Raw genomic sequence first — 18,807 nt, 5'->3', positions numbered from 1 at the left:
GCAATTAACATTACTTGGTAAAAGGAGTTTTTATAGTGTGAATATATCGCTCAGATTACGTTTCAAATTAGATTACTCATTTAATATAGCACGTATCACCTCAGGATACAAATTATAACTCTCACCAACTGTTTTTTTGAGCTTATTATCTAAATAGTCTTATGTAACTTTGGTTCAATTGATATCGATACCTTCTTGAATTTATTTTGTAGATACTATCCACCTTATCCCCTTTCGTTTTAATTGAACTGTCTATTAAATAGGTTAATTTGCATTTTGGCTCTCGGTTTATTGTATTCTATCTTGAACCAAAAAATACTTTACCTAACAGATGATCGTAGCTCTATTCAAGCTAAATACTACTTTTCTTTACTCAGAGTATATTTCAAAAAGCCACTATCTAACTAGAAATAAAAAGGATGGCTAAATCAGCCATCCTTTCGTTTTGGGTACCAGAATGGGTACCACATTTTATTTCGAAGGGAACATATTTTGAGCACTGATTTTTTATCAGTAATCTAACCCCCATCTTACAGGCGTTCGTTCAATTCTTTCGCAAGGTCTTCAAACCCTGGTTTGCCTAGTAGAGCAAACATGTTTTTCTTGTAAGCTTCTACTCCTGGTTGGTCGAATGGGTTGATACCATTCAAGTAACCTGAAATGCCGACAGCAATTTCAAAGAAGTACATTGTGTAACCTAATGTGTAAGCATCCATTGTAGGGATTTTAACTAATAGGTTTGGTACATCGCCGTCTGTATGAGCTAATAATGTACCTTCAAAAGCTTTTGTATTTACAAAGTCGATTTCTTTTCCTTGTAAATAACCAAGTCCGTCCAAGTCTTCTGCTTGTTCTGGAATCGTAATCGATTTACGTGGTTTTTCAACTTTTACGATTGTTTCGAAGATATTGCGACGTCCTTCTTGGATGTATTGTCCAAGTGAGTGCAAGTCTGTTGAGAAGTTTGCACTTGAAGGGTAGATTCCTTTTTGATCTTTACCTTCTGATTCGCCGAATAATTGTTTCCACCACTCAGAGAAGTATTGCATTCCTGGTTCGTAGTTGATCAATAATTCAGTAACTTTGCCTTTACGGTAAAGAATATTACGCATTGCTGCATATTGGTAAGCTTCGTTTTCTTCAAGTTTGTCGCTTGAATAAGCTTTGCTTGCATCGGCAGCACCTTGCATCAAGGCATCGATATCTGCTCCGCTTGCGGCGATCGGTAATAAACCAACTGCTGTCAATACAGAGAAACGTCCACCGACGTCATCAGGAATCACAAATGTTTCCCATCCTTCTGCGTCTGCTTCTACTTTAACAGCCCCTTTTGCTTTGTCTGTTGTAGCGTAGATACGTTTGTTTGCTTCTTCTTGACCATATTTTTTAACAAGTAATTCTTTGAATACACGGAATGCAATGGCTGGCTCAGTCGTTGTTCCTGATTTTGAAATGACATTTACTGAGAAGTCACGGTCGCCGATCACTTCGATCAAGTCAGCAAGATAAGTTGAGCTGATTGAGTTTCCAGCGAAGAAAATTTGTGGTGTTTGGCGTTTGTCGCTTCCCAACAAGTTGTAGAAGGTATGTTGTAAGAAATCGATTGCTGCACGAGCGCCTAAATAAGAACCACCGATACCGATGACCACAAGGACTTCAGAATCAGATTGGATTTTCTTAGCAGCAGCTTTGATACGATCAAATTCTTCTTTGTCGTAGTTCGTAGGTAGGTCGATCCATCCTCGGAAATCGCTGCCTGCGCCAGTTCCTTCTCGTAATAATTTGTCTGCAGCAGTAACTTGACTCTGCATATAGCCTAACTCATGTTCATTGACAAATGGTGCAACTTTTGAATAGTCAAAATGAATGTGTGCCATTTTTGTTCCTCCTTAAAAGTTTCAATCTACAGATATACTTTACGTTTTTTTTTATTATTTTTCAAGCAAATATGCGAGAAGCTTCTAATATTTGCAAGAAACTTCCATTTTTTAGACTAAACCTTGCATAGCCATTACTTTTGCGACTTTTTCAAAACCTGCCACATTGGCACCAAGCAAAAGATTTTTTTCGTTGCCAAATTCTTTGGCAGTTTGACGACACGTTTGATAGATCGTCGCCATGATCTCGTCGAGTTGTGCATCGACTTGGCTGCTTTCCCACACCAAGCGTTGTGAATTTTGACTCATTTCTAGCGCAGATACAGCTACACCACCAGCATTGGCAGCTTTTCCTGGACAATACCAGATGTCTGCTTTTTCATAGACTGAAACAGCATCTAATGTGGATGGCATGTTCGCACCTTCTGCGACGATCTTCACGCCATTTTCTACAAGGATCTCTGCCAATTGTCCGTCGATTTCATTTTGTGTTGCACAAGGTAAAGCAATGTCAGCCGCTTGTTTCAATGTCCAAACCGATTCATTTTCGTGGTATTCAGCCGATGAGCGTTCTTTGGCGTATTCTGTTAAACGGGCTCTTTTGACTTCTTTTAATTCTTTTAATAGATCAAGATCGATACCTTCTGGGTCATAGATATAGCCACCTGAATCAGAACAAGTAACGACTTTCCCACCCAGTTCATGGACTTTTTCGATTGCATAGATTGCCACATTCCCACTACCTGAGACCATCACTGTTTTGCCAGCAAATGAATCTTGTTCTTCGTTCAATAGATGTTTCACATAATAAACTAAGCCATAACCTGTTGCTTCTGTGCGGATCTTACTTCCCCAGAAATCTAAAGGTTTACCTGTCAAAACACCTGCATCATATTGTTTCAATCGTTTATAGGCACCATACATATAGCCGATCTCACGAGCACCTACACCGATGTCGCCTGCCGGTACATCAATTGAAGGTCCGATATGTTTTGCCAGTTCCAACATGAAACTTTGACAAAAGCGCATGATTTCATTATCCGATTTTCCTTTTGGATCAAAATCACTTCCGCCTTTACCGCCACCGATTGGTAGGCCTGTCAGGCTGTTCTTGAAAATTTGTTCAAATGCTAAGAATTTTAAAATACTCAAATTGACACTTGGATGAAAACGTAAGCCACCTTTATATGGTCCGATGGCTGAATTGTATTGGATTCGGTACCCACGATTCACTTGCCAGTTTCCTTGATCATCTTGCCAAGGAACACGGAATTGGATCACTCGTTCTGGTTCAACTAAAATCCCTAGAATATTTTTTTCAATGTATTCTGGATTTTTTTCTAAAAATTGGATGACCGTAGGCATAAATTCATCGACCGCTTGTAGAAACTCGATTTGGCCGTCATCTTTTTGGTGAAGTTTTTCTTGTATCGCTTGTACGTATTCTTTTGCATTTGACATAGGTTCACGCTCCTTTATTCATCTGACTTTATTTTAGCTTATTTCAATCATAGGTCAAAACATTTTCTGCGAATCGTCTTCAAATATGCTACACTCTCTGTGAGGTGAGAAAATGGAAAAAACTTATGACGTGATTGTTGTTGGCGCAGGAACAAGTGGCATGATGGCTGCAATCAGTGCAGCCGAGTATGGTGCCAATGTCTTGTTGATCGAAAAAAATAAAAAAGCAGGAAAAAAATTATTGATGACTGGTGGCGGTCGATGTAATGTCACAAATAATCGCCCTGTTGATGATTTGATTGCGCATATCCCAGGAAATGGTAAATTTTTATATAGTACGTTTTCTCAATACAACAATTTTGACATCATGGAATTCTTTGAATCACAAGGAGTTCACTTAAAAGAAGAAGATCACGGACGGATGTTTCCAGTGACAAATAAATCAAAAACAATCATTGAAGCGCTGGTTCATCGTCTGAATGAATTGAACGTCACGATGTTTTTTGGCGAACGTGTAGAAAAATTGATCCATAAGGACAACCAAATCTATGGTGTGCGTACTGAATTTGATGAATTTAAAGCAAAATGCGTCATTTTGACGACTGGTGGACGCACGTATCCTTCTACAGGTGCAACAGGTGATGGGTATAAATTGGTCAAAAAAGTAGGCCACACGATCACACCACTTTATGCAACAGAGTCTCCTTTGATTTCTGAGGAGTCATTTATTGCGGATAAAGTGTTGCAAGGTCTTTCTTTACAAGATATTACGTTACGTGTCTTGAACCAAAAAGGAAAAGTGATCACGGAGCACACGATGGATCTTTTATTTACCCATTTTGGGATCTCTGGACCAGCAGCTTTAAGGTGTTCCAGTTTCATCAACACTGAGCTACAAAAAACGCAGGCACCTGTAACTGTTTCTTTAGATTGCTTCCCGACGAAGTCAGTCGAAGAACTGATACGAGAGTTAGTGGAACTAAGTAAAGAATCGAAAAAGAATTTGATCAATGCGTGGCGTGGTTTTCTACCTGAACGTCTACTCCAATTTTATCTTGAACGGCTAGAAATGACCGAACTAACTGGTAGCCAAACATCTGAAAAACAAATCCAAGAATTTGCTGAATTATGTAAAAACTTTGAGCTATTGATCCATAAGACATTTCCCATCGAGAAATCTTTTGTTACTGGTGGTGGCGTTTCATTAAAAGAAGTCAATCCAAAAACCATGGAAAGCAAAGTATTGAACGGACTGTTTTTTGGCGGTGAATTACTTGATGTAAACGGGTATACAGGTGGCTTTAATATCACGGCAGCTTTTGCTACGGGACGTGTTTCAGGAATGCACGCAGCGATGCAAAGTCAATGGTAAGAGAAGAAAAGCAAAACATTGCTTGAATGAAACATCCATGAAAGGCAACGCGTGTCGTTCGCCTTTCATGGATCGATCTTTCAGCATTTGTTTTGCTTTTTGTTTGTGGTTTTTAAATTTTGATATCGACAAATGTTGCATTGGTCAACTCAGCGATTGCTTCTGGAGCAAGTTCCATTTGAAGTCCGCGTTTTCCAGCAGAAATAATGATCTGGTCATATTCTTTTGCTTGTTCTTCAATAAATGTTGGGAATAATTTTTTCATACCAATTGGCGAACAGCCACCTCGAATATATCCGGTCGTTTTTTCCAAGTCCTTGAGATGGAGCATTTCTACTTTTTTATTGCCGGAGACTTTTGCTAGTTTTTTTAAATCAAGTTCAGTGCTTCCAGGGATAACGGCAACGATCGGACCTGTGTTATTCCCCACTGCTACTAATGTTTTAAAAATTCGTGATTCACTTCCTGGCAACTGAGCAGCAACGGATGAGGCACTGATATGTGCTTCATCCCAAGCATATTCATGTTCTGTATAAGCAATCTTTTTTTGTTCTACCATACGGATAGCATTAGTTTTTACTGGTTTCTTCTTTGCCAAAATCTTCACCTTCGTCTAGCTTAATTTTCATTGAGTAAACTAATGATTTGTTTTAATTCTTTAACTGGTAATTGGCCAGGTGCAGAAGCTCGTGTCGCATCTAACGCACCGAAAGTGATGGCTGAACCTGTCACGTTGCCTGCAAGTCGAGAGACCATGCCAAGCTCACCCATTGACATAGTGACTAGAGGCATTGACACAAACGCATGAGCGCGACGAGTCAATTCCATCATCCGCAAAACATCACGTTCATTATTTGGCATCACAGCAATTTTGCCAATACTTGCACCAAAATGTTCCATCATATTCAAACGATACAGCAAGACCGGATCTGCTGGTGTTTCTTTAAAATCGTGACTACTGATGACCAGTGGGATCTGGCGGCGGTGGATATCATGGAGCAGATCCTTTTCCATACTTTCGATTTTGAACAACTCAATATCTAGCATTTCCACTAATTCTGTGTCGATCAAAAATTTATACAGATCGTGGTAGTCTTTGATTGAAATATCTTGCGTTCCACCTTCTTCTAAGGTTCGAAAAGTCAAAAGCAATGGTAGTCTTTCTAACATTTCATAGATCAGTACTAACGTTTCCTTTAGTTGTTCTTTGTTGAAGACATCATGATAACAATCAAGACGCCATTCAGCTAAATCAGCACCGGCTTCCCTCGCCAGGATTGCTTCTCTCAGAAGTTCTTCGCGAGTTGTACCAGTCAAGGGCGCACAGACTTTTGGACGTCCAGTACCAAATCTTACTCCTTTTACTTGAAACATTGACTTCACGCCCTCTCTATTTTTTTATTTCATAAACAAATACCTTTAAATAATTTCCTTCTGGGAAAGAATCAATGGTTTGAAAATCATCAGGCAAACGATAAACACCGCTGATTTGGTACTCATACTCAGCAGAGATTAGTTCATCTTCGATCATTGCTTGAAATTGATCAATCGACACATTGGCTGCATTTGTTGAGGCAATCAGGATTCCTTCATCGGCTAAGATCGACAAGCTATCTTTCACCAATTCACCATAATTTTTGGCTACACGAAAGACTTTTTTCTTGTTCCGAGCAAAACTTGGAGGGTCCAAAACGATTACATCATAAGAGAAACCTTTACGTTGTGCATATTTAAAGTATTCAAAAACATCCATGACGATGATTTTATGGGCATCAGGTGTCAACCCGTTGACCTCAAATTGTTCACGAGTTTTTTTCAAACTTCGTTTTGCTAGATCGACACTTGTCGTTTCTGTTGCCCCACCCATAGCAGCAGCTACAGAAAAAGCACCGGTATAGCTAAACATATTCAGTACTGATTTCCCTAAAGCTAAGCCATCGATCAATGCTCCTCTGACTTCTTTTTGGTCAAGGAAAATTCCTGTCATTAGACCTTCATTCAAATAAGTGGCATAAGTCACTCCATTTTCTTGGACAAGTAGTGGTTCTTTGGCCTCTTCTCCAGTCACATGCTGGCTCTCCGGTAATCGTGTTGTTTCAAAGCGAATTTTTTCGTAGATTCCGACAATTTCAGGATAAGCAGCTTGAAAAGCTTTTAATAAAACTTCACGAGCCATATATAAGGTTTCATTGTACCAAGAAAAGACAGCAAAGTTATCGTAGTAGTCAATGATCAAACCACCGATCCCATCTCCTTCTCCATTGAACAAACGAAAAGCTGTTGTCTGCTCATCATTAAAATAGCTTGTCCTTTTTTCTTTAGCTGTCAGAAATTTTAGTTCAAAAAATGATTGATCAAATGGTTCATCTTTTTGGCTGAGTACCCAACCAATCCCTTTGTTTTGTTTTCCTAAATAGCCTTTTCCTAAAAATTTTCCTTGCTGATCAATTAATTCTACCCATTCTGTCGTTTTTTTCATTTGGACTAGATCTTCTTCTTGGATCAATGGATAGCCTTTTAAAAATTTCTTGACTGCTCTTTTTTTTATTGTTAGTTTCATTGGCTCACCTGCTTTTTCATTCTCCCTTTTAGTATAACAAAAAACACGCTTCTTGTCTTAGAGATTCCTTGTCTTGTAGGTAGTTTTCCTTAGAAAAAAGCTAAAATAAAAACTCCTTATCTCCCACTAAAACTAAATACACAGTGTTCCGAAAGTAGCTCCTTCAGAAAACATTTTGAAAAAACGACAATTTGAAGAAGGATTTCCGATTTTTCATCATGATTTTTCAGTGCTGAGCACTTCTGTCTCCCTCTTCATGTGTAGATTTTTGTACAAAACTTAGCGATCTTAAAGAAAATCTTAATCTATCAAGCTTGATTTGTACTTTCAATTGACACTATTTTGGTCTACTAGTAAAATGGTTAGGAGTATGTGAGTCGTGAGTATGTTTCATGTCACTCTTTTTTTATGTAAGAGTGCAGAAAGGAAGATTAATTTGAAAATAAAAACACCCGCTTTTTTAAATAAAAGGCTCGGATTTTTTTCTTTACTAGCAGTTTTGTTATGGGTCAAAACGATTGCTACTTATCTATTTGATTTCCATTTAGGGATTGAAAGTGGCATCCAATATTTTATCTTGTTCATCAACCCAATCGCAACGACTATCCTTCTTTTAGGGATTGCCCTATATGTTAGACGAACGAAAGCAGCGTATATCACGATGCTAGTCATCTATTTCTTGTTGACCTTGCTCTTATTTTCTAACATCATCTATTATCGTGAGTTCACTGATTTTATTACGATCAACGCGATCCTAGGCGCCGGAAAAGTCGCAAGTGGTTTAGGCGAAAGTGCCTTACGGTTATTCCGTCCTTATGATGTCCTTTATTGGATCGATATCATTTTGATCGTCGGACTTTTAGCAACGAAAAAAATCAAAATGGACACACGTCCTGTACGCGCTCGAATGGCGTTTGCTTTTACTACTTTAGCAGTGATGATCTTTTCAGGAAATCTCTTTTTAGCTGAAGCAGATCGTCCAGAGTTATTGACACGTACCTTCTCTCGTGATTATTTAGTTAAATATCTTGGACTGAACGCGTTCATGGTGTACGACGGTATCCAAACCTACCAAACAAACCAAGTACGAGCTGAAGCAAGTCCAAATGATATGAAAGAAGTAGCGACTTACGTCAAAGAACATTATGCTCAACCAAACCAAGATCTCTACGGATTAGCTGAAGGTAAGAATGTCATCTACATCCATTTAGAAAGCCTACAACAATTTGTGATCGATTATAAACTGAAAGACGAAAATGGCGTAGAACATGAAGTAACGCCTTTCTTGAATAGTTTGTTCCACAGTAATGAAACATTTAGTTTTGACAACTTCTTCCATCAAGTAAAAGCTGGTAAAACAAGTGATGCAGAAACATTGATGGAAAATTCATTATTCGGGTTGAACCAAGGGTCCCTATTTACTCAACTTGGTGGTAAAAATACTTTCCAAGCGGCACCAAATATTTTAAAACAAACAAAAGGGTACACCAGTGCAGCATTCCATGGTAATGCTGGTACATTCTGGAACCGTAACGAAACTTATAAGAGTTTTGGGTATGATTACTTCTTTGATGCTTCATACTATGACGTGAATGACGATAACTCATTCCAATACGGTTTACATGACAAACCTTTCTTTGAACAATCCGTCCAATATTTAGAACGGATGCAACAACCTTTCTATTCAAAATTCATTGCTGTATCGAATCACTTCCCTTATTCAAAATTCACGAATGAGGAAGCTGGATTCCCAGTAGCAAATACGAACGATGAAACAATCAATGGTTACTTTGCGACAGCTAACTATTTAGACACAGCAGTAGAAGAATTCTTCAACTATTTAAAAGCAAGTGGCTTGTATGAAAACTCAGTCATCGTCTTATACGGTGACCACTATGGGATCTCTAATACAAGAAACAGATCTTTAGCTGAATTAGTTGGTAAAACAAGTTCGACATGGACAAATTTTGACAATGCAGCGATGCAACGCGTGCCATATATGATCCATATCCCTGGACAAACAAAAGGCGGAATCAATCATACGTATGGTGGCCAAGTCGATGCTTTACCGACATTGCTTCATTTGTTAGGTGTTGATTCAAAAAATTATATCCAATTAGGACAAGATCTCTTCTCACCTGATAATAACCAGTTAGTTGCTTTCCGTGATGGTGACTTCGTTTCACCTAAGTACACCTATTATGGTGGAGCTGTCTACGATACCCAAACAGGTGAAGTCCTATCCGATATGACTGAAGAACAACAAGCAGAAGTTACTGCCTTACGTGAAGCAGTCAGCAAGCAACTCGCTGTTTCAGACCAGATCAATAATGGCGATCTACTTCGTTTCTATACAGAAAGTGGTTTAGAACCACTTGATACTTCTAAGTTTGATTACAAAAATGGCTTGCAACATCTAAATGATGCCGAGCGTTCACTTGGTGACAAATCAACAAGTGTCTTCAGTGAGAATAACAATCAAACGACACAAAATCTTTACGAAACAAAAACCTTCCAAGATATCCATGGTATTCCTGCTGAGGAACCTACGGATAGTGAAGATTCAGTGGAAAACAACAAATGAACAACGTGAGAACAAGTAGCTAATGTCATCACTCAACGAACAGCACTCGAGGAAATTCTTTCTTCGGGTGTTTTTTTGATTTAAAAACTAGATATAAATAGATTTACTTATTCCTACTCAGTGATTTTTTTCTTACCAGCATCTTACCAGCAATATTGAAGGAGCAAAGAGATGCTACTAACCAACCATATTCGATACACCTCTGTCTTCTCATACATACTCTAAGTCTGAAACGATTAAAATTCCAGATAAATCATTTCATTCTTGGCGACTCATTGCTCGTTCATTGATCTTGACATGGATATGAGTTTTAGCACTGGATCTCATAGTACGACCAAAGGAATAGCAGCACTAAAGAAGTTTTTTTACGCCTTCATGTTCCCTTCGCTTGTCCTACTTGATCAGCCTTCCTTTATTTCGGTTTTTCACTAAATGATTTTCATACTTTATTCATATTCATTTTTTATACTATTCTTGAGGTGAAAAGTATGAATATGATCCGTTATTCTACCGCACGATTACTTTATTACAAAAAACAAACATTTCTATATACTTTGTTTTCAAGCTTTTCTGCTTTTCTATTATTGATCAGCTTTAACTTATATAATCTACAAACCACTTTACACAAACAAATCCAAGATCGGGTGTTGATATTTGACGCTTCTGATGTCAAAGAGAACTTACCTTCATCAGAAACGCTTCAACAAGCCTATCTGGTTGTGATCAGTTGCATACTGGCACTGTTTGCCTTGTGTTTCTTTTTTTTCTTTTTACTCTCACTCTATCGTCATCGCATGGAAATCATCAATTGGCGATTAGCGGGTCTTTCCAAACCAAAAATGTTCTTCTTTGTTTTTTGGCAATCCTTGATTCCATTAGTCCTGAGTTGTCTTGGCGTTCTTTTGATCGTTTTTGCTTTCCAAAATGGCTATCAAGCTTTACTCCAAAAAATCAATTTGGCTCTATTAGATTTCTTCGAACTACCGAATTTACCAAGTGTCTTTTCATCTGGAAATGGTTTATCGATCTCGATTGACCAAAATAGTTTTTTTATGATCGACTTTTTTAGCGATAACTTTTTAGTAGATACCTTAAAAGGGATCGGACAGACGATCATTTGTTTAGTTAGTATTAGCACATTACTTAGTACCTGTCTTTTCATGATTTCAAATCGACTTTTAAAAAGAAAGAAGCTGATCATTGATGAACCAACATGATTCACTGATATCATTTAGCGGTTTTACCGTTCTGATCGGTTCGAAAGCCGAACAACAGGTGATTTTCACAGAGATCAAAGCACAACTCCTTGCTTCAGAACGAACAGATCTGATGATCGTTCAAAAAAATTGGCCGTTCTTTCCTTACCTTAATTTAAAAGAACAAGTATTTTTGGACATCCCCGAAAAACAAAAAAAAGCCAAACAGGAACAAGCGCAAGCTAAGCTAATGATTGATTCCTCGTTGCTCAAAAAATCAGTAAGTGAATTGAGCACGTTTGAAAGAATCAAATTACAACTGATGCATGCGATCCTTGCAGATAAAAATAAACTGATCATTGAAGACCCTATTGATGATTTGTCCATTATCGAAATTCAAGATCTTTTGACAAATCTTTGCGATTTAGTCAACGATCATTCTTTTTCGATCTTATTGTTGACTCATGATCTTTCCATTGCCGAAAGTCCATATGTCACTGATTGTAAAGAAGCGAGTTGACTTGTGCTTGTTGCTCTCCATCAAAAAAACCGTTAAAACAAGAGAAACATCTTGTTTTAACGGTTTTTGATTTAGTTATCATTCGATTTCAACATCTGGTAATTTTACAGTAAATGTCGTTCCTTTTCCTAACTCGCTTGTTACGTCGAGTTTTCCTTTGTGTAATCGCACTAATTGTTGAACGATTGGTAACCCTAAGCCGGATTCGCCATATTTTGTATTTTTTCTAGATGGATCAACTTTGTAATAGCGATCCCATATACTTTTCATTTGTTGTTCTGACATACCAATACCGGTATCGGTCACTTTGATGATCGTTTCAAGATACCCTTTTTCTAATGTGACTGTGATCGTTCCATTTTCAGTGAATTGGATCGCATTTTGAATAATGTTGACCATGATCTGTACAAACCGATCATAATCAGCGTATACGTCTAATTGTTCAGGTGCTTCTAAAATCAATTGATTACCCGCAGCTTCTGCTTTTGCTTCCAATTGGGCGACAATATTTTTTAACGTTTCTGTCCCATCAAATTTTTTGATGACCATGCTGATTTGATTCGTTCTGATTTTTTCATAATCTAAATTCTCATTGACTAGACGAATCAAACGTTCGGTTTCATTTTTCATCAGTTTGATGGCATTTTCTCGTTGGTTTTCTGGGATGGCATTATATTCTAAGCCTTCTAACAAGCCATTGATGGTTGTTAAAGGGGTCCGCATTTCATGGGAAGCATCTGCCATGAATTGTCTGCGCCGATTCTCTTGTTCCTCGATTTCTGCTCGTGATTCTTTCAGTGAGTTGGTCATCTTATTGAAATCGTCTGCTAATTCGTCAAACTCATCTTTGTCATTTACAGGTAATTGCACATCGAAGTTGCCATTCGTGACTTCTTTTGTAGCATTTCTCAAACGATTGATCCGTTTGACTTGGAAAGCCGCAAAGGCATAGCTTGCGATGATCGCAATGATACTTGAGAAGATGAAGCCTTTGAAGAGATTCAAGGTGACTGATCGCACGCTATTGTCGATGTTTCTGGCTGGTTGGCTGACAACTAATCCCCCATAAAACTCATGATTCAAGTTGAAAGGAACCAATGCATAGGAAGTGGCTTGATTCTCTCCTGAGATATTTTTATTTGAAGTAAACTTGACTTGGCGACCGCTTCTCAAACTTTCCCATTGATCGGCTGTAATCGTAAAATTCAAGTAAACCCCAGCCGTTGGATAGATCACTCGCTCATATTTATCAATAAAGATAAAATTGACATTTTGTTCGGTTAATACTTGTTCAGTCAGTTCCAACGCATTTTGGAATGCTTGATCCTGATTGAATTGAGGAAACGTATCCGCAAAGGTTTGGGTCGTTTTCTCCACCGACTCGGCATAACCAAAAAGTTGTTGGTAATTATTTTCTTCGATCGTCTGCTTGGTCAATTGCGTAAAAGAAATACCGACGATCAAGATGATCATGGCGATCATCCCACAAAAAGCCAGTAATTGTTGGTATAAATAGCGCATCAGGCAACACCTGAATCATCAAATTTATAGCCTACTCCCCAAACGGTCTGGATCACTTGTGGTCCTACTTTCTCGATTTTTTGACGCAGTTTTTTGATATGGGCGTCGACGGTTCGTTCATCACCAAAGTATTGATAATCCCACACTAGTTCCAATAACTGTTCTCTTGAAAACACTTGTCTTGGTTTTTTTGCTAATGTAAATAAAAGATCAAATTCTTTTGGTGTCAATCCATCGATCGGTTGGTTATTCAAGTAGGCTTCACGCGTTTTCGTATTCATCTTGAAGTGATCGGTTTGGATGTCAAAATTTTGATCAGATAATGGATTTTCTTCTTTTGTTTCTACCAATTCGCTACGACGGTGTAATGCCTTCATACGTGCAATCAACGTCAAGGGACTAAAAGGTTTAGTGACATAGTCATCAGCTCCCATTTCTAAACCGATCACTTGATCACTTTCAGAATCTCGGGCGGTCAACATGATGATTGGTACCGTACTAGAAACTTTTCGGATTTCTCGTCCAACCATCATGCCATCCATTGTCGGAAGATTAAGATCCAACGTGACCATATCCCAATGTTGTGGATTCTCTAAAAACGCATCTAATCCTTCTTTTCCGTCGTATTTGAAGGTTGCTTCCCATCCTTCATTCAAAAAAAACATCTGCATCATTTCAGATACGGATTGATTATCTTCAATCATTAAAATGTTCATGCTCGTCTCCTCCATTTATCAAATCGTAAGTTTGTAATTTTTTTTCTGTTAATATAAAAATCGGCATGATCGGAAACACTAAGAGTAACATTTCAATAATAAAAAAATTGGTATGTCCTGTGATTTTTAATCCGTAGCCGATCAAGGTCATCAATAATCCAAAAATCAAGAAATATTTTCCGCTTGTTCGTTGGGCAATCCGCCAATGTTCGTCGGATCTTGTAGCACGTTCTGAATGATAACCATAGAAAGGTAAATTACCTTTAGAAGGCAAAATTAAAAATAAGAGCCCTATCAAGGTCAAAAAAAGACCAACTGTTAAAAAAATCATGATTTCACTCTCCAATCTCTGTCTATAGTATACTCTAAAATGGTTGCTGAACCAATAAGTTCAGTAATTCTTCACGAAACGTTTGTCTTTTGTTCATTCTTTGATAAGATAAAGATAGTCAAATGAAAAAGGAGTTTTATTTGTGACAAACTATCAAGCAATCACATTTTTCGATCTCGATGGAACTTTATTAGATGGACATTCTAAAATAACTCCTGAGATCGCCGCAGCAATCCAAGCATTAAAAGAGAATGATATCCTACCTGTTATCGCTACTGGACGGACAGAAATGGAAATCAAACAAATCATGCGTGATGCGGGTATTACTTCCGCTGTAACAATGAATGGTTCTTGCATTAGCGTAGAGGGAGAAGAAATTTATTCTGTACGCTTTTCTAAAGAAGAATGTCAAAAAATGCGTGACCATATCGAAGAGCAAGGTCATGCCCTTTGTTTTTATAATAGAGAGAACATTTGGAGTACTCATCACACAGAGACGATGAGAAAAGCTTATGGCTTTATCCATTCAGATGTTCCACCAATCGATCCTTCCGCTTTTCAGGATCATCCGATCAATATGCTGCTGATCCTTTCAGAATCAGGGGATGAATATTATCATGAACGTTTCCCAGACATGACTTTTTACCGCAATAGTCCCTATTCGATCGATACGGTCAGAAAAGGTATTTCAAAAGGTGCAGGGGTCAAACGCTTAAAAGAAACATTAAAATTAGAGAATGTCCCAACTTTTGGTTTTGGTGACGGGCCGAACGATTTTGCCTTACTTGAAGCTTGTGATCACAAAATCGCGATGGGCAATGCTTACGATGAGTTAAAAGAACTTGCAACCTTCATTACGAAGAAAAATACCGAAGGCGGGATCGTTCACGCATTGAAGCATTTTGAATTGATTTGATTGTGGAGCTGCTTAAACATGACAAAACGAAATAGCCGTCACTTTAACAGAGGACGACTATTTCTACTATACCGAATGAAATTTTTGGCGCCGTTTTTAGCGGCGCTTTCCAAAGGGACTGTTCACGCAGTTCCTTTTTTATTGTTAATCTCGCCCAAGACTGAGGATTCAGACATCGCCCCTAAGTCCATGAGTAGGGAATTTTATCTAGTCAACTTCTCTAAAATGACAAATATCCACCTTTATTTTACTATCTCTCAACCGCGGCTAAAAACCGAATCCTTGTTTTGACATCAGTTCATGTCTATCATCACTTCAACCGTTTGCAGTGGTACGTCATAAAATCGGTCTTCGCGACGTCCTAAGAAATCTTTGGCTTGCTGTGGGAATAACGCATAGCTTAAAAGATCTTCTAGTGATTTTGCATACTCACTGATTTCTTTTTTGAGTAGCGGCAATTGAGGTGCTAGTAAATCTGCGGGTCGCTCTTGGATCACTTGTTCATCGCCTATGATTTTTTGTTGGATGGCTTCAGCGATTGGTGCTGGAGAACGGCCATACAGTCCACGGACGTATTCTTTGATTTCAGTTGGGACGAGCTTATATCGCTCACCAGAGAGTACATTCATCAGCGCTTGCGTTCCTACCATTTGGGATAACGGAGTAACGAGTGGCGGAAAGCCAAGATCTGCTCGAACTTTTGGCACTTCTGCTAATACTTCTTCATATCTATCTTGTAATCCTTGTTCCGTCAACTGACTTAATAAATTAGATAACATACCGCCGGGCACTTGATAAATCAATGTTTTAGGTTCAATGTCCTTGACTTTAGGATTCAACATCTCTTCATCTCTAAAACGATCTCTGATCGGATTGAAGTATTCTGCTATTTCTGTCACTTTTTTCATATCTAGCCCTGTATCATAGCCCAGTTCTTCAAGCACCAAAGCCATTGATTCAGTTGCAGGTTGACTCGTTCCACCCGCAAAAGAAGAGATAGCCGTATCGATGATGTCCGCCCCTGCTTCAACCGCTTTTAAATAGGTCATTTCAGCGATCCCACTTGTTGCATGAGTATGGACTTCTAATGGTAATGGAACAGCATCTTTGATTCGACTGATCAATTCGTAACCAGTTTGCGGGGTCAATACGCCCGCCATATCTTTGATACATAACGAATCTGCTCCAGTATCCGCCATTTCTTTTGCTAACCTCACAAAATAATCGATCGTATGGATCTCACTCGTCGTATAAGAAATAGCTGTTTGGCAATGGCCACCAGCTTCTTTAGCTGTCACAATAGCAGTCTGTAAATTTCGGACATCATTCAATGCGTCAAACACACGAATACTATCAATGCCGTTCTTGATCGATTTCTCGACAAATTCTTTGACTACGTCATCTGCATAATTTTTATAACCAAGGAGGTTTTGTCCTCGAAGTAACATTTGTAGCTTTGTTTGTTTGACTTGTGAACGAATCATACGCAAACGCTCCCATGGATCTTCATTTAAGAAACGTAAGCACGCATCAAAGGTAGCGCCACCCCACATCTCTAATGAATGGTAGCCTGCTTCATCCATCGTTTTCAAGATTGGCAACATGTCTGCTGTAGTCATTCTTGTAGCAATCAAGCTTTGTTGCCCATCACGCAAAACGGTTTCCATCATTTGGATTTTTTTTGCCATTTATTTCCTTCCTTTCTCAACGAGTTGCTGGATATGTGTGCGTATTATTTGAAGGGAATGTTTCTGTTCGCGACTACAAACTTTGGCTACTTCTTTACACACGTAACATGTCCGTTGGTTATATCCCAGCATCTCACGACTCAACTGCTGAATCTTTCCTTCTTCCCAAAAAAGTACATCAAGATCGACTAATCGACCATAGGGGCAAGTTTCTTCGAGTTCGATCATGCGCTTTTTTAGTCGTTCTTTTCTTAAAGGAAGAAGCAAAAAATACTCGTAACCTGTTTTTTTCTTACGATACAACTGGACCAATGGAGTGACCTCTGAAACACATTCTTCTATAGCTTCGACCACTACGTGAAAGACTTGTGCGATTTCTTCTGACGTTTTGACAGGACCTGGTATATTCATAGTTGTTGAAAGCAATACATGCTGCGGATTTGCTTCCAATAATTTCCTCTGTCTGTTGGCACGTGCCTCTCTTGCGATAAGGATTTCTTCATGCGTCACAGTCGGTCCATCGAATAATTTGCTACACATTTTTGACCACATCGATCAGTGTGCCATCACGATATTCCACCAAGGCAACGATCTTTTCGCCATACTGGATGGCTGAAGGTTCACCAACGATGGCATATGCTTTTTGTTTAAGCTCGTCAATCGTATATTGAGGTATATCTACACCCTTGAAATACTCGATCAGATCTTGACGTTGAGGATTGATGGCGATACCTACTTCCGTAACTAAGACATCAATGCTGGTTCCGGGAGTCACAACCGTATTGACATGATCAACAACAGTGGGTATCCGTCCACGAACGAGTGGCGTGATCACCAGGCTCATTTTACAACCCATACTTGTATCTGGATGTCCGCCAACAGCTCCACGAATCACTCCATCTGAACCAGTCATGACATTGACATTGTAATCCGTATCGATTTCTAACGCAGACAAAATGGCTGTATCTAACTGATTCACCATAGCACCTTTACTTGCTGGAGAAGCATACATACTTGCATCTATTTCATAATGTTGGTTGTTTTCGCCTAAAGAAATCGCAGATAAATGATCGAAATCCTGGACATCGATAATCTTTTCTACTAAACCTTCCTCCAGTAATTCCACCATCGCATTTGTAATTCCACCTAATACAAAACTAGCTGTCATTTGGTCTTTCAACATTGCTTCCCGCAAAAAGCGAGTAACAGCCAGTGCCGCACCACCTGTACCAGTTTGAAAGGAGAATCCCTGTTGATAATAGGGAGAATGAGTGATGACTTTTGCTGCATACTCTGCGATCAAAAGTTCTTTAGGATTTTTAGTAAAGCGTGTCGCACCTTTTGCAATGCCTTCGGGATCACCTATCGCTTCCACTTCTACAACATAATCGACATCCGTCTGTGCAATACTGATTGGGATATTAGGAAAAGAAACTAATGTATCTGTGAGGATGACCACTTGATCCGCATATTTTGCATCGACCATGGCATAACCTAGTGATCCGCAAATGGCTTTTCCAGTGGTTCCATTGGCATTTCCATATTCATCCGAACTTGTCGCCCCTAAAAAAGCGACATCAATATGCAGATCACCGGATGCAATCGCTCGCGCTCGTCCACCATGGGAACGAATGATTACTGGTTTTTCCATGATTCCTTGCGAAATCGCTGCACCTACTTTATCCCGCAAACCACTCGTGGTAATTCCTGTCACAACACCATTTTTTATGTGATCAATCAAAGGTTCATGGACGTTTGCGATTGAACTTGGTGCGATCGTGATATCTTTGATTCCTAACGAGGCAATCTCTTCCATGACCTTATTAAGTACAAAGTCTCCTTCACGGAAATGATGATGAAAAGAAATCGTCATTCCATCTTTCAGCCCTGTCTTTTCAATGGCTTCTTTGAGACTTCCCACTATTTTTTTCTCATTTGGACGGACAGGATGGATATTTCTACTGGCTTCTTTGAATGGTTCAATATGGACCAACTCACCTTCGTACAAACGGTGAGCAACTGTTGCTGATTGTGGAATCTCTTTACCAACTTTATTTACATCCAT

At 38.9% G+C, this 18,807-nt stretch carries 16 protein-coding genes; 5 read left to right on the top strand and 11 right to left on the bottom strand.

Annotation, left to right across the window (positions count from 1 at the left end; translation table 11 throughout):
• Positions 1 to 530: 530 nt before the first annotated feature.
• Complete coding sequence (locus I2F89_RS04345) at positions 531 to 1,877, bottom strand: glucose-6-phosphate isomerase (protein ID WP_074800827.1); 1,347 nt, start codon at positions 1,875 to 1,877, stop codon at positions 531 to 533.
• A gap of 111 nt (positions 1,878 to 1,988) precedes the next feature.
• Entirely contained in the window at positions 1,989 to 3,338 is a 1,350-nt protein-coding gene (gene gdhA / locus I2F89_RS04340) for an NADP-specific glutamate dehydrogenase (RefSeq protein ID WP_071866813.1), read from the bottom strand.
• Between the two features lie 112 nt (positions 3,339 to 3,450).
• Between gdhA and I2F89_RS04335 the strand changes: the two genes are divergently transcribed.
• Positions 3,451 to 4,710: an NAD(P)/FAD-dependent oxidoreductase gene (locus I2F89_RS04335; RefSeq protein ID WP_071866814.1), complete on the top strand. Its 1,260-nt coding sequence runs from the start codon at positions 3,451 to 3,453 to the stop codon at positions 4,708 to 4,710.
• A 112-nt stretch (positions 4,711 to 4,822) separates the two neighbouring features.
• Here I2F89_RS04335 and ybaK read toward each other — a convergent pair whose 3' ends face one another.
• The 3 genes from ybaK to I2F89_RS04320 are packed head-to-tail and all read right to left on the bottom strand — an operon-like array spanning position 4,823 to position 7,270.
• Entirely contained in the window at positions 4,823 to 5,308 is a 486-nt protein-coding gene (gene ybaK, locus I2F89_RS04330; protein WP_010735105.1) for a Cys-tRNA(Pro) deacylase, read from the bottom strand.
• Between the two features lie 20 nt (positions 5,309 to 5,328).
• Positions 5,329 to 6,084, bottom strand: coding sequence for a type I 3-dehydroquinate dehydratase (gene aroD, locus I2F89_RS04325; RefSeq protein ID WP_071866815.1), 756 nt, complete (start codon positions 6,082 to 6,084; stop codon positions 5,329 to 5,331).
• 16 nt (positions 6,085 to 6,100) lie between these two features.
• On the bottom strand, positions 6,101 to 7,270 hold the full coding sequence (locus tag I2F89_RS04320; RefSeq protein ID WP_195513587.1) for a class I SAM-dependent rRNA methyltransferase: 1,170 nt from the start codon (positions 7,268 to 7,270) through the stop codon (positions 6,101 to 6,103).
• Positions 7,271 to 7,706: 436 nt separating this feature from the next.
• On the opposite strand from I2F89_RS04320, the gene I2F89_RS04315 reads away from it, so the two are divergent.
• The 3 genes from I2F89_RS04315 to I2F89_RS04305 all read left to right on the top strand — a co-directional run bounded on the left by I2F89_RS04315 (position 7,707) and on the right by I2F89_RS04305 (position 11,570).
• The gene (locus I2F89_RS04315; RefSeq protein ID WP_195513585.1) at positions 7,707 to 9,854 is read left to right on the top strand and encodes an LTA synthase family protein; all 2,148 of its coding nucleotides are present in this window, start codon (positions 7,707 to 7,709) and stop codon (positions 9,852 to 9,854) included.
• A 488-nt stretch (positions 9,855 to 10,342) separates the two neighbouring features.
• Positions 10,343 to 11,071, top strand: coding sequence for a hypothetical protein (locus I2F89_RS04310; protein ID WP_019722957.1), 729 nt, complete (start codon positions 10,343 to 10,345; stop codon positions 11,069 to 11,071).
• On the top strand, positions 11,058 to 11,570 hold the full coding sequence (locus I2F89_RS04305) for a hypothetical protein (protein WP_074800839.1): 513 nt from the start codon (positions 11,058 to 11,060) through the stop codon (positions 11,568 to 11,570). The genes I2F89_RS04310 and I2F89_RS04305 overlap by 14 nt, the downstream gene beginning before the upstream one ends.
• 78 nt (positions 11,571 to 11,648) lie before the next feature.
• Here I2F89_RS04305 and I2F89_RS04300 read toward each other — a convergent pair whose 3' ends face one another.
• The 3 genes from I2F89_RS04300 to I2F89_RS04290 are packed head-to-tail and all read right to left on the bottom strand — an operon-like array spanning position 11,649 to position 14,138.
• Positions 11,649 to 13,091, bottom strand: a complete 1,443-nt coding sequence (locus tag I2F89_RS04300; RefSeq protein WP_019722958.1) for a sensor histidine kinase — start codon at positions 13,089 to 13,091, stop codon at positions 11,649 to 11,651.
• The gene (locus I2F89_RS04295) at positions 13,091 to 13,807 is read right to left on the bottom strand and encodes a response regulator transcription factor (RefSeq protein WP_010735098.1); all 717 of its coding nucleotides are present in this window, start codon (positions 13,805 to 13,807) and stop codon (positions 13,091 to 13,093) included. Before I2F89_RS04295 ends, I2F89_RS04300 begins: the two co-directional genes overlap by 1 nt.
• Entirely contained in the window at positions 13,788 to 14,138 is a 351-nt protein-coding gene (locus tag I2F89_RS04290) for an SdpI family protein (RefSeq protein WP_034687740.1), read from the bottom strand. Before I2F89_RS04290 ends, I2F89_RS04295 begins: the two co-directional genes overlap by 20 nt.
• 142 nt (positions 14,139 to 14,280) lie before the next feature.
• Here I2F89_RS04290 and I2F89_RS04285 point away from each other — a divergent pair, with 142 nt between their 5' ends.
• On the top strand, positions 14,281 to 15,054 hold the full coding sequence (locus I2F89_RS04285) for a Cof-type HAD-IIB family hydrolase (RefSeq protein ID WP_019724436.1): 774 nt from the start codon (positions 14,281 to 14,283) through the stop codon (positions 15,052 to 15,054).
• A gap of 293 nt (positions 15,055 to 15,347) precedes the next feature.
• Here I2F89_RS04285 and I2F89_RS04280 read toward each other — a convergent pair whose 3' ends face one another.
• From I2F89_RS04280 to citF, 3 genes are read right to left on the bottom strand one after another with little or no spacing between them, the layout of a single operon-like run.
• Positions 15,348 to 16,742: an oxaloacetate decarboxylase subunit alpha gene (locus I2F89_RS04280; protein WP_195513583.1), complete on the bottom strand. Its 1,395-nt coding sequence runs from the start codon at positions 16,740 to 16,742 to the stop codon at positions 15,348 to 15,350.
• Entirely contained in the window at positions 16,743 to 17,282 is a 540-nt protein-coding gene (citX, locus tag I2F89_RS04275) for a citrate lyase holo-[acyl-carrier protein] synthase (protein ID WP_081367430.1), read from the bottom strand.
• The gene (gene citF, locus I2F89_RS04270) at positions 17,275 to 18,807 is read right to left on the bottom strand and encodes a citrate lyase subunit alpha (protein ID WP_071866822.1); all 1,533 of its coding nucleotides are present in this window, start codon (positions 18,805 to 18,807) and stop codon (positions 17,275 to 17,277) included. The genes citX and citF overlap by 8 nt, the downstream gene beginning before the upstream one ends.

Origin of the sequence: Enterococcus sp. 1001283B150225_161107_E12, from assembly GCF_015556925.1 — a bacterium.
In the GTDB taxonomy this organism is placed as follows: domain Bacteria; phylum Bacillota; class Bacilli; order Lactobacillales; family Enterococcaceae; genus Enterococcus_B; species Enterococcus_B mundtii.
This window is presented reverse-complemented; position numbering and strand designations above follow the sequence as displayed.